Origin of the sequence: Burkholderia sp. MSMB1459WGS (assembly GCF_001534535.1) — a bacterium.
Classification (GTDB): Bacteria; Pseudomonadota; Gammaproteobacteria; order Burkholderiales; family Burkholderiaceae; genus Burkholderia.
On sequence record NZ_LPMU01000061.1, the window covers coordinates 314,862 to 330,143 of the forward strand.

Here is a 15,282-nt window from a genome sequence, read left to right on the forward strand (position 1 = left end):
GAAGCAGCGTGAAACCGGGCAATCAGGCGTCCGGATACCACGCGTCGGTGAATTCGCTGACCTTGACGTCGGTCAGCTCCGGACGGGCGGCCAGCCATCCGCGCACGAGTTCGCGGTCGGCGTCGGTCGTCGTGCCGCGCGGCGCGCCGGAGATCACGTACGCGCCGATGCCTTCATCCGCGGACGCGACGGTCAGCAGCCCGTTCGCTTCGACGAAGTCGATGAACGCATCGATCAACTGGCCGCGCTCGAGGTCGGTCATGTCGTTGCGGTAATGCGCGGTGGCGTTGAACGCGAGTTCCTGGAATTCGCCGATGTGGAGTTTCTTGCGCTGGCGGCGGTTGTGGCGTTGGCTCATGGTGTGGGGTGAATGCGAAAAGGATCGATGAAAGGGCGGCGGCGGTGCTGGCGCGGGATACGCGAACGGCCCGGCCGCCGCATCGGGACGCCGCGCGGCGCTGCCGGCGGCGGATGGCGCAACGTTACATCAGCACGATGTCGTACTGCTCCTGGCTCAGGTTCGACTCGACCTGCAGCGACACCGGCTTGCCGATGAAGTCGATCAGCATCGCGAGATGCTGCGACTCCTCGTCGAGGAACAGGTCGATCACCTGCTGCGCGGCGATCACGCGAAACTCGCGCGGGTTGAACTGCCGCGATTCGCGCAGGATCTCGCGCAGGATGTCGTAGCACACGGTGCGCGACGTCTTCACCTGGCCCTTGCCCTGGCAGGTCGGGCACGGTTCGCACAGCACGTGCGCGAGCGACTCGCGCGTGCGCTTGCGCGTCATCTCGACGAGCCCGAGCTGCGAGAAGCCGTTGACCGTCACGCGCGTGCGGTCGCGCGACAGCGCCTTCTTCAGCTCGGACAGCACCGCGTCGCGATGCTCGGCGTTCTCCATGTCGATGAAGTCGATGATGATGATCCCGCCGAGGTTGCGCAGCCGCAACTGCCGCGCGATCGTGTGCGCGGCCTCGAGGTTGGTCTTGAAGATCGTGTCGTCGAAGTTGCGCGCGCCGACGTAGCCGCCGGTGTTCACGTCGATCGTCGTCATCGCCTCGGTCTGGTCGATCATCAGATAGCCGCCCGACTTCAGGTCGACGCGGCGCGACAGCGCGCGCTGGATCTCCGTCTCGATGTTGTACAGGTCGAACAGCGGTCGCTCGCCCGTGTAGTGATGCAGCTTCGGGCTCACGGCCGGCGTGAACTCGCCCGCGAATTCCGCGAGGCGCTGGTACGTCTCGCGCGAATCGACCTGGATGCGCGTCGTGTCGTCGTTCGCGAAATCGCGCAGCACGCGCTGCGCGAGATCGAGATCCTGGTACAGCAGGCTCGTCGCCGGCAGCCGCTGCGCTTGCGCGACGATCGTCGCCCAGGTCTTGCGCAGGTAGGCGACGTCGCCGGCCAGCTCGTCGGAGGTGGCGTCCTCGGCGATCGTTCGCACGATGTAGCCGCCTTTCTCGTCCGGCGGGATCACGGCCGTCAGGCGCGCGCGCACGGCCTCGCGCTCGGCCTCGCTCTCGATCTTCTGCGAGATGCCGATATGCGGCTCCTGCGGCAGGTAGACGAGCGTGCGGCCCGCGATGCTGACCTGCGTCGACAGCCGCGCGCCTTTCGTGCCGATCGGATCCTTGATCACCTGCACCATCAGCGTCTGCCCCTCGAACACGATCTTCTCGATCGGCTGGTGCGGCGCGCCCGACTGCGGTTCGCCCGCGAGGCGCGGATGCCAGATGTCGGCGACGTGCAGGAACGCCGCGCGCTCGAGGCCGATGTCGATGAACGCCGACTGCATGCCGGGCAGCACGCGCACGACCTTGCCGAGATAGATGTTGCCGACCCGCCCGCGCGACAGCGTGCGCTCGACGTGAAGCTCCTGCACCGCACCTTGCTGGACGAGTGCGACGCGCGTTTCCTGCGGCGTGAGGTTGATCAGGATTTCTTCGTTCATGGTGCGGTTCAGAAGGCGACGCGTGCGGTACGCAGCAGCGCGGCAGTCTCAAAAAGGGGCAGACCCATGATACCTGAATGGGATCCGTCGATTCGCTCGATGAATTCGGCCGCGCGGCCCTGGATCGCGTACGCGCCGGCCTTGCCGAACGGCTCGCCGGTTTCGACGTAGCGCGCGTACGCGTCGCGCGACGCGGCCGCGAAGCGCACCGACGAGCGCGACAGCGCGGGCGGCAGCAGTTCGCCGCCGGCGTCGATCACGGCGACGGCGGTCAGCACCACGTGTTCGCGGCCGGCGAGGCGGGTGAGCATCGCGAGCGCATCGTCGGCGTCGGCCGGCTTGCCGAGGATGGCGCCGTCGATCGTCACCGTGGTATCGGCCACCAGCACCGGCGCGGCCGGCTTGCCGCTCGCGACGAGGCGCGCACGCGCGGCCTCGGCCTTTGCGACGGTCACGCGCCGCACGTATGCGTCGGCGGCTTCGCCGGGCAGTTCGGCCTCGAGCGCCTCGGCGTCCTCGTCGGGGCGCGGCAGCAGCAACTCGAAACGAACGCCGATCTGCTGCAGCAGCTCCTGGCGGCGCGGGCTTTGCGAAGCGAGGTAAAGGATCGGGAAAAGCGCGGGGGACGTGCTGGACGGCATGGTGTCGTTATCTCGTTGAGCGCGCGCGGCGCGCGTCTCGAGGACGACGCGTCATGCGCGGTGGTAGGGGTGATTCTGCGTGATGCTCCACGCCCGGTAAAGCTGTTCGGCGAGCAGCACGCGCACCATTCCGTGCGGCAGCGTCATGCTCGAGATGCGCAGCAGCACGTCGGCGCGCGCTTTCAGGTCCGGATCGAGCCCGTCGGCGCCGCCGATCACGAACGCGACGTCGCGGCCGTCCTGCTGCCAGCCGGGCAGCGCCTGCGCGAGCTGCATCGTGGTCCAGTCGCGGCCGCGCTCGTCGAGCGCGACGATGCGCGCGCCCTTCGGCAGCGCGGCCTCGATCTTCTGCCGCTCGGCCGCCATCACGCTTTCGGCGCTGCGGCCGCCCGAACGCAGTTCAGGCTTGATTTCGCGCAACTCGATGCGCAGCTCGGGCGGCATCCGCTTCGTGTATTCGTCGAAGCCGGATGCGATCCAGCCCGGCATCTTGTGGCCGACCGCGAGGATGAAAAGCTTCATCGGGAGACGCGTGACGGCTTAGCGGCGCCGGGCGGCCGTCTTGCGCGCCGGGCGTGCGGGCGCTTCTTCCTCTTCGTCGTCGTCTTCGCTCGCCGTGGCGAAGCCGTTGCCCTTGCCGCCGCCGAGCTTCATCCGCACGGGCTTGTCGCCCCAGATTTCCTCGAGGTTGTAGTACTGGCGCAGCGCCGGTTGCAGGATGTGCACGACCGCGTCGCCGCAGTCGACCAGCACCCATTCGCCGGTGTCCTCGCCTTCGGAGCTGACGACGTCGCCGCCGGCTTCCTTGACCTTGTCGCGCACGTTCGACGCGAGGGCCTTGGTCTGGCGGTTGGAGGTGCCCGAGGCGACGACCACGCGGTCGAACAGTTCGGTCAGGTGGCTGGTGTTGAACACCTTGATGTCTTGCGCCTTGACGTCTTCGAGGGCGTCGACGATCACGCGCTGCAGTTTGCGAATATCCATGGATTCAGGAATGGTAGAGGCGATGTTGAAGAATATAGGCCCATACGGCGGCCGGCACATGTTCGGCCGACGCGTCGGGCATTTGCGCATGGCGTGCGATGCATTCGCGCAGGTGCGCGCGGATGTCGGTCGCGGCGATGTCGAACGAAAGGGTCGTATCGATCAGCAGGTGGCCCGCCGGCGTGGCCTTGAGCACGTCGGCGCCGGCCTGCCGCGCGGCGATTTCGCGCGCGACGTCCGGCGGCGCCGCGTCGAGCTCGAAGCCCGGGCGCGTCGACACGCCGATGTGCGCGTAGTCGAACAGCGTGCGCCAGTCGCGCCACGTATCGAGGCGCACGAGTTGGTCGGCGCCGATCAGCAGCGCCAGCGACGCATCCGGGCCGATCCGCTCGCGCCAGCGCGCGAGCGTCTCGACCGTGTAGGTCGGGCCGGCGTGCTCGATCTCGTCGGTGGCGACGGTCACGGTCACGCCCGGCATCGACAGCGTGCCGGCGGCCGCGCGTGTCATCGCGAGCCGGTGCTCGGCGGCCGACACGTCGCGCTTCTGGTACGGCTGCCCGGCGGGCAGCAACACGAGTTCGGTGAGGTCGAGCAGCCCGGCGAACCGGCGCGCGAGCGCGAGATGGCCGTCGTGGATCGGGTCGAAAGTACCGCCCAGCAAGCCGATACGACGCGGCAGCGGGGCGGGGCGGGCGGTGGTGTCCAGAAACGCGTCCTCTCGTTGGGGCAGCGGGGCGCGCGGGCTCAAACCCAGTCGCGCGGCACGAGGAAGTCGCTATACAGGCGCGCTTCCGGCGAACCCGGCTCGGGCTGCCAGTTGTAGCGCCAGTTCGCGACCGGCGGCATCGACATCAGGATCGACTCGGTCCGGCCGCCGCTTTGCAGGCCGAACAGCGTGCCGCGGTCGAACACGAGATTGAATTCGACGTAGCGGCCGCGGCGGTATGCCTGGAAGTCGCGCTCGCGCTCGCCGTACGGCAGCCCGGCGCGGCGCTCGACGATCGGCAGATAAGCGTGCAGGAACGCATCGCCGACGCTTTGCATCATGTCAAACGAGCGTTCGAAACCGGGTTCCGAGAAATCGTCGAAGAAGATCCCGCCGATGCCGCGCATCTCGTTGCGGTGCTTCAGGAAGAAATATTCGTCGCACCATTGCTTGAAGCGCGGGTAGAGCTCGACGCCGAACGGGTCGAGCGCGTCCTTGCAGGTCTGGTGGAAATGCCGCGCGTCGTCCTCGAAACCGTAAACCGGTGTCAGATCCATGCCGCCGCCGAACCAGAACACGGGCGCCTCGCCCGGTTTCGTCGCGATCAGCATCCGCACGTTCATGTGCACGGTCGGGCAGTACGGATTGCGCGGGTGCAGCACGAGCGACACGCCGAGCGCCTCGAAGCCGCGGCCCGCGAGCTGCGGGCGCGCCGCGCTCGCCGACGGCGGCAGCGCGTCGCCCGCGACGTCGGAAAAGCCGATTCCCGCGCGTTCGAACACGCGGCCGCCTTCGAGAATCCGCGTGCAACCGCCGCCGCGCAGGCGTTCGGCCGGCCCGCGCTGCCACGTGTCGGTCGCGAGCGGCGTGCCGTCGAGCGCGCCGAGCGCGTCGGCGATACGTGTCTGCAGGCCCTGGAGGTACGTGCGCACACGCGCCACGTCGTAGGTCGAATCGGTCATGTCTGGACTGGCTGCCCCCGCGCTGAGCGAGGGCCGTAAAAAAAGCGTCTGCCGGGCATTCTATCGAACCCCGGCAGACGGGCCGCCGCCGCGAGGGCGCGGGGCGGCGATGGCGACGTCACGCGCTCTTGCGGTTGAGCGCGCGAAAGCCGATGTCGCGGCGGTACTGCATGCCTTCGAAATTGATCTGGTTGATCGTGTCGTACGCATGCTGCTGCGCTTCGCGCACCGAATCGGCGAGGCCGACCACGCACAGCACGCGGCCGCCGGACGTCACGAGCTTGTCGCCGTCGGCGAGCGTCGTGCCTGCATGGAACGTCACCGCTTGTTCGGTCTCGGCCGGGATCCCGTTGATGCGGTCGCCCTTGCGCGGCGCGTCCGGGTAACCGTGCGCGGCCAACACGACGCCGAGCGCGGTGCGGCGATCCCAGTCGAGCTCGACCGTGTCGAGCGTGCCCGCGATCGCCTGTTCGACGACCTTCGAGAAATCGCTCTTCAGGCGCGCCATGATCGGCTGCGTTTCCGGGTCGCCCATCCGGCAGTTGAACTCGAGGGTACGCGGATTGCCGTCCTTGTCGATCATGAGGCCCGCATACAGGAAGCCGGTGAAGCGGATGCCGTCCTTCTCCATCCCGCGCACGGTCGGCATGATGATTTCGCGCATCACGCGTGCGTGCATCTGCGGCGTGACGATCGGCGCGGGCGAATACGCGCCCATGCCGCCGGTGTTCGGGCCGCGATCCTCGTCGAGCAGGCGCTTGTGGTCCTGGCTGGATGCCAGCGCCAGCGCGTGCTTGCCGTCGACCATCACGATGAAGCTCGCTTCCTCGCCGTCGAGGAATTCCTCGATCACGACGCGCGCGCCGGCGTCTCCCAGCTTGTTGCCCGACAGCATCATGTCGACGGCGGCGTGCGCCTCTTCGAGCGTCATCGCGACGACGACGCCCTTGCCGGCCGCGAGGCCGTCGGCCTTCACGACGATCGGCGCACCCTTCGCGTCGATGTACGCGTGGGCAGCCGCCGCGTCGGCGAAGGTTTCGTAATCGGCGGTCGGGATGCCGTGGCGCTTCATGAACGCCTTCGCGAAATCCTTCGAGCTTTCGAGCTGCGCGGCTTCGCGGGTCGGGCCGAATACCTTCAGGCCGCGTGCGCGGAACAGGTTGACGATGCCGGCCGCGAGCGGGGCTTCCGGCCCGACGAGCGTGAACGCGACGCCTTCGCGTTCCGCGAAATCGGCGAGTTCGTCGAGCGACGTGATATCGACGTTCTTCAGACGCTCGTCCTGCGCCGTGCCGCCATTGCCGGGCGCGACGTAGACCATCTGGACGCGCGGCGACTGCGCGAGCTTCCACGCCAGCGCATGTTCGCGGCCGCCGGAACCGACGACGAGTAGTTTCATGGGATTCCCCGCAGACTAGAAAACAGGGCGGCCGGCACGCTCAGGCGCGCCGGCCGCGGAATCGGTCGGGCCGCCGCCGCGACAGGTGCGGCGGCCGGCATTTCATTCCTCGACGATGACGGCGTTCGTATACACGTCCTGCACGTCGTCGAGGTTCTCGAGCGCGTCCAGGAGCTTTTGCATCTTTACCGCATCGTCGCCGGCGAATTCGACTTCGTTCTGCGGCTTCATCGTCACTTCGGCGAGTTCGGCCTTGAAGCCTGCGGCTTCGAGCGCATCCTTCACCGCCGAGAACGCCTGCCAGTCGCACAGCACTTCGATCGAGCCGTCGTCGTTCGTGTTCACGTCGTTCGCGCCGGCTTCGAGCGCGGCTTCCATCAGCGCGTCTTCCGACGTGCCGGGCGCGAACAGGAACTGGCCGACGTGATCGAACATGAACGCGACCGAGCCGTCGGTGCCCATGTTGCCGCCGAACTTCGAGAACGCGTGACGGACTTCCGCGACCGTGCGGGTGCGATTGTCGGTCAGCGTGTCGACGATGATCGCCGCGCCGCTGATGCCGTAGCCTTCGTAACGGATCTCTTCGTAGTTCGCGCCGTCCGCGCCGCCGACGCCGCGGTCGATCGCGCGCTTGACGTTGTCCTTCGGCATGTTCGCGTCGGCGGCCTTGTCGACCGCGAGACGCAGGCGCGGGTTCGAGTTGACGTCGCCGCCGCCGAGGCGCGCCGCGACCTGGATTTCCTTGATCAGGCGGGTCCAGATCTTGCCGCGCTTCGCGTCGGCCGCAGCTTTCTTATGCTTGATGTTGGCCCATTTCGAATGACCAGCCATACCTTTCTCCGTGCCCGGGCGCGCAGCGCGGGCGATTGTTGCAATGTGTCGTTGAATCGGCGGCCGTGTCGGCGGGCATGAAGCCGCGGGGCCGCGCGTGTCGAGTGGATCGTGATTTTATCACGCGGCGACCGCCGGTTCGGGGCCGCCGCGCATGGCCGAACGACCAGGGCGGCCGTTGCGGCCGCTCGTTTCGGTCAGTTCTTGGTGCCGAACAGGCGGTCGCCGGCGTCGCCCAGGCCCGGCACGATGTACGCGTGCTCGTTCAGGTGCGAATCGAGCGACGCGACGAACAGCTTCACGTCGGGGTGCGCGTCCTGGAACACCTGCACGCCCTCGGGCGCGGCGACGAGCGCGACGAACATGATGTTCGCGGCCGGCACGTTGCGGCGCTTGAGCACGTCGACCGCGTGCACGGCCGAATAGCCGGTCGCGACCATCGGGTCGCACAGGATGAAGATGCGGTCTTCCAGATCCGGCAGGCGCACCAGGTATTCGACCGGACGGTGGTCGTCGGCGCGGTACACGCCGATGTGGCCGACGCGTGCGGACGGCACCAGATCGAGCAGGCCGTCCGACATCCCGATGCCCGCGCGCAGCACGGGCACGATTGCGAGCTTCTTGCCCGCGATCACCGGCGCGTCGACCGCCACCAGCGGGGTTTCGACCCGCTTGGTCGTGATCGGCAGGTTGCGGGTGATCTCGTAGCCCATCAGCAGCGTGATCTCGCGCAGCAACTCGCGAAACGTGCGCGTGGACGTGTCCTTGTCGCGCATGTGCGTGAGCTTGTGCTGGATCAGCGGGTGATCGGTGATGAAGAGGTTCGGGAAACGGCTGTCCTGTTTCATGACGGGGTGCCTTGGCGGCGAAAGGGGATCGGGGGCGGCGGCGGGCACGGGCCGGCCGTCGCCGATGGCCGCAATTTTACCAAGGCGCGCCGCGCGATCCGGATATTATCGACGTCTCACGACAATCCGCGTGCCGCGCACGCCCGTTCGCCTGCCCGCCGGCGGCGACGCGGGGCCGCGCCGGCACGCGCACCACCAGGGAAGCGACGATGGATCTCGGCATCGAAGGAAAGACCGCGCTCGTGTGCGCGGCCAGCAAGGGCCTCGGGCGCGGCTGCGCGGAAGCGCTGGCCGCGGAGGGCGTGAACCTCGTGATCGTCGCGCGCACGCGCGACACGCTGGAGGAAACCGCGGAAGAGATCCGCGCCGGCGCGAACGTGTCGGTCACGGCGGTCGCCTGCGACATCACGACGCCGGACGGCCGCGCGGCCGCGCTCGCCGCGTGCCCGCAGCCGGACATTCTCGTGACGAATGCCGGCGGCCCGCCGCCCGGCGATTTCCGCGATTTCTCCCACGACGACTGGATCCGTGCGCTCGAGTCGAACATGCTGACGCCGATCGAGCTGATCCGGGCGACCGTCGACGGGATGATCGGCCGCGGTTTCGGCCGGATCGTCAACATCACGAGTTCGGCCGTGAAGGCGCCGATCGACGTGCTGGCGCTGTCGAACGGCGCGCGCTCGGGGCTGACCGGCTTCGTCGCGGGGCTGTCGCGCAAGGTCGCGGGGCAGGGCGTGACGATCAACAACCTGCTGCCGGGGCTGTTCGACACCGACCGGATCGCGACGACGCTAGCCGCATCGGCGAAGGCGCAGGGCGTGACGGTCGACGAGATGCGCGCGCGGCGCACGAAGGACATCCCGGCCGGGCGCCTCGGCACGCGCGCCGAATTCGGCGCGGCCTGCGCGTTCCTGTGCAGCGTGCACGCCGGCTACATCACCGGGCAGAACTGGCTGCTCGACGGCGGCGCGTATCCGGGCACGTTCTGATCCGCGCTTTTCGATTCACGACGACGACACAACGACCGAACAACCGAACGACGAAGGAAACGGAGATGAGCAAACCCCGCATCGCATTGATTGCGCACGACGCGAAAAAAGACGAGATCGTCGCGCTCGCGGGCCAGTATCGCGAGACGCTCGCGCAATGCCGGCTGGTCGCGACGGGCACGACGGGCGGCCGTATCGCCGCCGCGCACGGGCTCGACGTCGAGCGCAAGCTGTCGGGGCCGCTCGGCGGCGACCTGCAGATCGGCGCGGAACTGGCCGACGGCCGCGTCGACATCGTCGTGTTCCTGCGCGATCCGATGACCGCGCAGCCGCACGACCCCGACATCACCGCGCTCGTGCGCGCCTGCGACGTACACGACGTGCCGGTCGCGACCAACGTCGCGACCGCGCGGATGCTGCTCGACGATCTGGCGCGGAACATGCAGGACGTTTGCTAGGCGCGGACCGCGGCCGATTGTCCCTGCCGGCGGCAGGGCCATGCACGGCGGGCCGCGACGCGCGAGAATCGTGCGTCGCCATGCGCTTCTGCCGGCTCCTGTACGAATCGGTGCGACGCGCGCATCGGCGATCCGGATTTTCCTGACCGACAGACAGACGAGGAGCAAAACGATGCCGAAAGCAATCCGATACGACCAGCCGGGCGGCCCGGACGTGATGAAGTGGGTCGATGTCGACGTCGACGCGCCGAAGGCCGGCGAGGTGCGCATCCGCCAGCACGCGGTCGGGCTCAACTACATCGACGTGTATTTCCGCACGGGCCTGTATCCGCAGCCGCTGCCGGCGGGCCTCGGGATGGAGGCGGCCGGCGAAGTGACGGCCGTCGGCGACGGCGTGAGCGTGCTGAAGGTCGGCGATCGTGTCGCCTACGTCGCGCAGCCGCCGGGCGCGTACGCGCAGGAGCGCGTGCTGCCGGCCGAGAAACTCGTGAAGCTGCCCGACGGTATCGGGTACGACGACGCGGCGTCCGTGATGCTGCAGGGCCTGACCGCGCACTATCTGCTGCGTCGCACGTACCCGGTGAAGGCCGGCGACACGATCCTGATCCATGCGGCGGCCGGCGGCGTCGGGCTGCTCGTGTGCCAATGGGCGAAGGCGCTCGGCGCGACCGTGATCGGCACGGTCGGCTCCGACGAAAAGGCCGAACTCGCGAAGGCGCACGGCTGCGATCACCCGATCGTCTACACGCGCGAAAACTTCACGCAGCGCGTGAAGGAGATCACCCACGGCGCGGGCGTGCCGGTCGTCTACGATTCGATCGGCAAGGACACCTATGTCGGCTCGCTCGACAGCCTCGCGCCGCTCGGCTACTTCGTCAGCTTCGGCAACGCGTCCGGCCCGCTGCCGCCGATCGACTCGAAGGAATTTTCGTCGCGCGGCTCGCTGTTCTTCACGCGGCCGACGCTGTTCTCGTACATCGCGAAGCGCGCCGATCTCGAAACCGCGGCCGCCGAGCTGTTCGACGTGATCCTGTCGGGCAAGGTGAAGACGAGCATCAACCAGCGCTATCCGCTCGCGGAAGTCGGCCGCGCGCATGCGGATCTGGAAGCGCGCAAGACCACCGGCTCGACGGTCCTCGTTCCCTGACCGTTCCTTGCGTGCCGGCGCCATGCCGGCATGCGCCTTCGCGGGCGGCGCTGCGGCGCCGCCCGTCCTGCCTGCGTTCTTCTCCCGCCTCGCGTTTACACGTTTTTTATATCCGCCGCGATACCTTTGACCCGCCCTTTACGCGCGTTCCCATAACGTTCCAGTCGTCTGATTTCGACGACGGAGAACACAAAAAATGGATGGGGTATTCATCGGCGCCCTGGTGCTTTTCACCGTGCTGATCCTCGGTTTGGTTGCCGGTTGCGAGAAGCTCGCGCAATACGGTCGCGGGGGGCGGGCATGACCTGGATGCTTTGGCTGGCGGGCGCGTCCACCGCGCTGCTGTTCGCGTATCTCGTCTTTGCGCTGCTGCGCGCGGAGGACATCGAATGAACGCGAACAACCTGTTGCAGACGCTGCTGTTCATCGTCGTGCTGCTGGCGGCGGCCGTGCCGGTCGCGCGCTATCTGACGGCGGTGATGGACGGCAGCGCGCGCGTCGTGCGTGTGTTCGGGCCGCTCGAACGTGTGCTGTACCGCGTCGCCGGCGTCGACGCCGGCACCGAGATGAACTGGAAGCAATACGCGGTCGCGACGATCGCGTTCAACGCGCTCGGCGTGCTGTTCCTCTACGGGTTGCTGCGCCTGCAGGGCTTCCTGCCCGGCAACCCGCAGCAGTTCGGCGCGATGACGGCCGACGGCGCGTTCAACACGGCCGTCAGCTTCGTCGCCAACACGAACTGGCAGGACTACACGCCCGAGCAGACCGTCAGCTACCTGACGCAGATGCTCGGCCTGACGGTGCAGAACTTCCTGTCGGCGGCGACCGGCATCGTCGTCGTGATCGCGCTGATCCGCGGCTTCGCGCGCCACACCGCGCAGACCATCGGCAACTTCTGGGTCGACCTGACGCGCGTGACGCTGTACGTGCTCGTGCCGATGGCGGCGCTCGTCGCCGCGCTGCTGATGAGCCAGGGCGTGCTGCAGAACATGAAGGCGTACCAGGACGTGCCGGTGTTGCAGGCGAGCACCTATGCGGCGCCGAAGCTCGACGCGCACGGCAACCCGGTGAAGGACGACAAGGGCAACGCGGTCACGGTGCCGACCCCGTTGACGAAGCAGACGCTCGCGATGGGCCCGGTCGCGTCGCAGGAAGCGATCAAGATGCTCGGCACCAACGGCGGCGGCTTCTTCAACGCGAACTCCGCGCACCCGTACGAGAACCCGACGCCGTTCTCGAACTTCGTCGAGATCTTCGCGATCCTGATCATTCCGGCCGCGCTGTGCCTCGTGTTCGGCCGCATGATCGGCGACCGCCGGCAGGGCATCGCGGTGCTCGCGGCGATGACGGTCGCGTTCGCGGTCGCGACCGGCGTCGAGGTGAGCGCCGAGCAGGCCGGCAACCCGACGCTCGCCGCGCTGCACGTCGACCAGTCGGCGAGCGCGCTGCAGCCGGGCGGCAACATGGAAGGCAAGGAAACGCGCTTCGGGATCGCGCAGACCGGCATCTTCACGGTCGCGACGACGGCCGCGTCGTGCGGCGCGGTCGATGCGATGCACGATTCGCTGACGCCGGTCGGCGGCCTCGTGCCGATGCTGCTGATGCAGCTCGGCGAGGTGATCTACGGCGGGGTCGGCTCCGGCCTCTACGGGATGCTCGTGTTCGCGCTGCTCGCGGTGTTCGTCGCCGGCCTGATGATCGGCCGCACGCCGGAATACGTGGGCAAGAAGATCGAGTCGTACGAGATGAAGATGGTGTCGATCGTCGTGCTGCTCACGCCGCTGCTCGTGCTGGTCGGTACGTCGATCGCGGTGTTGGCGGACGCGGGCAAGGCCGGCATCGCGAACCCCGGCCCGCACGGCTTCTCGGAAATCCTCTATGCGTTCAGCTCGGCCGCGAACAACAACGGCAGCGCGTTTGCGGGCCTGACGGTCGGCACGCCGTTCTACAACTGGATGACCGCGATCGCGATGTGGTTCGGCCGCTTCGGCACGATCGTGCCGGTGCTGGCGATCGCCGGCTCGCTCGCCGCGAAGAAACGCATCGCGGTGACGAGCGGCACGCTGCCGACCCACGGCCCGCTGTTCGTCGTGCTGCTGCTCGGCACCGTGCTGCTGGTGGGTGCGCTGACCTACGTGCCGGCGCTCGCGCTGGGCCCGGGTGTCGAGCACCTGATGATGTGGCTGGGCGCGTGACGCGCGCCCGCATGGCGACACATTGAAAAGACTGAAGAGCTTGAAGAGATCGCAATGACTCAACATTCCGCAACACGGTCCATGTTCGATCCGGCGCTGCTGCGCCCGGCGATCGCGGATTCGTTCAAGAAACTCACGCCGCGCACGCAGTTGCGCAACCCGGTGATGTTCTGCGTGTACGTCGGCAGCATCCTGACCACGATCCTGTGGATCGCGGCGCTCGCCGGCCAGGCCGAGGCGCCCGCCGGCTTCATCCTCGCGGTCGCGCTGTGGCTGTGGTTCACGGTGCTGTTCGCGAACTTCGCCGAAGCGCTCGCGGAAGGACGCTCGAAGGCGCAGGCCGCGTCGCTGCGCAGCGCGAAGAAGGACGTGATGGCGAAGAAGCTCAACGAGCCGCATCCGAAGTCGCCGATCCGCATCACGACCGCGTCCGACCTGCGTAAAGGCGACGTCGTGCTCGTCGAGACAGGCGACGTGATCCCGGCCGACGGCGAGGTGCTCGACGGCGTCGCGTCGGTCGACGAATCGGCGATCACCGGCGAATCCGCGCCGGTGATCCGCGAATCGGGCGGCGACTTCTCGTCGGTGACGGGCGGCACGCGCGTGCTGTCGGACTGGATCGTCGTCAAGGTCACCGCGAATCCCGGCGAGGCGTTCCTCGACCGCATGATCGCGATGGTCGAAGGCGCGAAGCGCAAGAAGACGCCGAACGAAGTCGCGCTGACGATCCTGCTCGTCGCGCTGACGATCGTGATGCTGCTCGCGACCGCGACGCTGCTGCCGTTCTCGATGTTCTCGGTCGAAGCGATGAAGGCCGGCCACGTGGTGACGATCACCGCGCTCGTCGCGCTGCTCGTGTGCCTGATCCCGACGACGATCGGCGGCCTGCTGTCCGCGATCGGTGTGGCCGGGATGAGCCGGATGATGCAGGCGAACGTGATCGCGACGTCGGGGCGCGCGGTGGAGGCGGCCGGCGACGTCGACGTGCTGCTGCTCGACAAGACCGGCACGATCACGCTCGGCAACCGCCAGGCGTCGACATTCGTGCCGGCGCCCGGCGTGGCCGAGGAAGCGCTGGCCGATGCCGCGCAACTGTCGTCGCTCGCCGACGAAACGCCGGAAGGCCGCAGCATCGTCGTGCTCGCGAAGGCGCGCTTCGACATTCGCCAGCGCGACATGGCGCAACTGCACGCGACGTTCCTCGGTTTTTCCGCGCAGACGCGGATGAGCGGCGTCGATCTGCCGGGCCGCGAAATCCGCAAGGGCGCGGCCGATGCGATTCGCCGCTACGTCGAGACGCACGGCAGCCGCTTTCCGGAAGAGGTGCGCCGCGCGGTGGACGACGTCGCGCGCCGCGGCAGCACGCCGCTCGTCGTGGCAGACCTGCAGGAAGGGGCGGCGCGCGTGCTCGGCGTGATCGAGCTGAAGGACATCGTGAAGGGCGGCATCAAGGAGCGCTTCGCGGAGCTGCGCAAGATGGGCATCAAGACCGTGATGGTGACGGGCGACAACCGGTTGACGGCCGCGGCGATCGCGGCGGAAGCGGGCGTCGACGATTTCCTCGCGGAAGCGACGCCGGAAACCAAGCTCGCGACGATCCGCGAGCACCAGGCGGCCGGGCGCCTCGTCGCGATGACGGGCGACGGCACCAACGACGCGCCGGCGCTCGCGCAGGCGGACGTCGCGGTCGCGATGAACACCGGCACGCAGGCGGCGAAGGAAGCCGGCAACATGGTCGACCTCGACTCGAACCCGACGAAGCTGATCGAGATCGTCGAGATCGGCAAGCAGATGCTGATGACGCGCGGGTCGCTGACCACGTTCTCGATCGCGAACGACATCGCGAAGTACTTCGCGATCATTCCGGCCGCGTTCGTGACGACGTACCCGCAACTGCGCGTGCTCGACATCATGCACCTGAGCTCGCCGGCGTCCGCGATCCTGTCGGCGGTGATCTTCAACGCATTGATCATCGTCGCGCTGATTCCGCTCGCGCTGAAGGGCGTGACCTACCGGCCGCTCGGCGCCGCGTCGCTGCTGCGCCGCAACCTGCTGATCTACGGCCTCGGCGGCGTACTGCTGCCGTTCCCGTTCATCAAGCTGATCGACATGACGCTCGCCGCGCTCGGCTGGGCCTGAGCCGGCCGCACCTAGCCGGCCGCACCTGGCC

The 15,282-nt window shown here is 68.1% G+C and carries 16 protein-coding genes; 6 read left to right on the forward strand and 10 right to left on the reverse strand.

Translation table 11 applies throughout. The annotated features are described in order from the left end of the window. Positions 1–22: 22 nt before the first annotated feature. From WT97_RS24260 to upp, 10 genes are all read right to left on the reverse strand, one after another. Positions 23–358, reverse strand: coding sequence for a YggL family protein (locus WT97_RS24260; RefSeq protein ID WP_034208010.1), 336 nt, complete (start codon positions 356–358; stop codon positions 23–25). A 124-nt stretch (positions 359–482) separates the two neighbouring features. Continuing rightward, positions 483–1,952, reverse strand: a complete 1,470-nt coding sequence (gene rng, locus WT97_RS24265) for a ribonuclease G (RefSeq protein WP_059499206.1) — start codon at positions 1,950–1,952, stop codon at positions 483–485. Positions 1,953–1,960: 8 nt separating this feature from the next. Then, complete coding sequence (locus WT97_RS24270; protein ID WP_059499207.1) at positions 1,961–2,593, reverse strand: nucleoside triphosphate pyrophosphatase; 633 nt, start codon at positions 2,591–2,593, stop codon at positions 1,961–1,963. A gap of 51 nt (positions 2,594–2,644) precedes the next feature. Continuing rightward, a complete protein-coding gene (gene rlmH / locus WT97_RS24275) occupies positions 2,645–3,115 on the reverse strand; it encodes a 23S rRNA (pseudouridine(1915)-N(3))-methyltransferase RlmH (protein WP_034208007.1) in 471 nt (156 codons plus the stop codon). An 18-nt stretch (positions 3,116–3,133) separates the two neighbouring features. Next, positions 3,134–3,577 (reverse strand): ribosome silencing factor, encoded by a 444-nt coding sequence (gene rsfS / locus WT97_RS24280; protein ID WP_059791316.1) that lies wholly within the window; start codon positions 3,575–3,577, stop codon positions 3,134–3,136. Positions 3,578–3,581: 4 nt separating this feature from the next. Continuing rightward, positions 3,582–4,325: a nicotinate-nucleotide adenylyltransferase gene (locus WT97_RS24285; RefSeq protein WP_060354564.1), complete on the reverse strand. Its 744-nt coding sequence runs from the start codon at positions 4,323–4,325 to the stop codon at positions 3,582–3,584. Continuing rightward, complete coding sequence (hemF, locus tag WT97_RS24290) at positions 4,322–5,245, reverse strand: oxygen-dependent coproporphyrinogen oxidase (protein WP_059499209.1); 924 nt, start codon at positions 5,243–5,245, stop codon at positions 4,322–4,324. The genes WT97_RS24285 and hemF overlap by 4 nt, the downstream gene beginning before the upstream one ends. Before the next feature lie 118 nt (positions 5,246–5,363). Then, a complete protein-coding gene (gene purD / locus WT97_RS24295) occupies positions 5,364–6,644 on the reverse strand; it encodes a phosphoribosylamine--glycine ligase (protein WP_059781304.1) in 1,281 nt (426 codons plus the stop codon). A gap of 102 nt (positions 6,645–6,746) precedes the next feature. After that, positions 6,747–7,475 carry a YebC/PmpR family DNA-binding transcriptional regulator gene (locus tag WT97_RS24300; protein ID WP_059499211.1) on the reverse strand — a complete coding sequence of 243 codons (729 nt, stop codon included), beginning with the start codon at positions 7,473–7,475 and terminating at the stop codon, positions 6,747–6,749. Positions 7,476–7,672: 197 nt separating this feature from the next. After that, complete coding sequence (gene upp, locus WT97_RS24305; protein ID WP_006481871.1) at positions 7,673–8,323, reverse strand: uracil phosphoribosyltransferase; 651 nt, start codon at positions 8,321–8,323, stop codon at positions 7,673–7,675. Between the two features lie 209 nt (positions 8,324–8,532). On the opposite strand from upp, the gene WT97_RS24310 reads away from it, so the two are divergent. From WT97_RS24310 to kdpB, 6 genes are all read left to right on the forward strand, one after another. Further along, positions 8,533–9,312: an SDR family oxidoreductase gene (locus WT97_RS24310; protein ID WP_059499212.1), complete on the forward strand. Its 780-nt coding sequence runs from the start codon at positions 8,533–8,535 to the stop codon at positions 9,310–9,312. A gap of 65 nt (positions 9,313–9,377) precedes the next feature. Beyond that, positions 9,378–9,770: a methylglyoxal synthase gene (locus WT97_RS24315; RefSeq protein WP_034208002.1), complete on the forward strand. Its 393-nt coding sequence runs from the start codon at positions 9,378–9,380 to the stop codon at positions 9,768–9,770. A 172-nt stretch (positions 9,771–9,942) separates the two neighbouring features. After that, positions 9,943–10,917: a quinone oxidoreductase gene (locus WT97_RS24320; RefSeq protein ID WP_060354565.1), complete on the forward strand. Its 975-nt coding sequence runs from the start codon at positions 9,943–9,945 to the stop codon at positions 10,915–10,917. 300 nt (positions 10,918–11,217) lie between these two features. Continuing rightward, a complete protein-coding gene (gene kdpF / locus WT97_RS24330; protein ID WP_006752209.1) occupies positions 11,218–11,310 on the forward strand; it encodes a K(+)-transporting ATPase subunit F in 93 nt (30 codons plus the stop codon). After that, on the forward strand, positions 11,307–13,112 hold the full coding sequence (kdpA, locus tag WT97_RS24335) for a potassium-transporting ATPase subunit KdpA (RefSeq protein ID WP_060354566.1): 1,806 nt from the start codon (positions 11,307–11,309) through the stop codon (positions 13,110–13,112). The genes kdpF and kdpA overlap by 4 nt, the downstream gene beginning before the upstream one ends. A 54-nt stretch (positions 13,113–13,166) precedes the next feature. Next, entirely contained in the window at positions 13,167–15,251 is a 2,085-nt protein-coding gene (gene kdpB / locus WT97_RS24340; RefSeq protein ID WP_060354567.1) for a potassium-transporting ATPase subunit KdpB, read from the forward strand. Positions 15,252–15,282 lie beyond the last annotated feature (31 nt).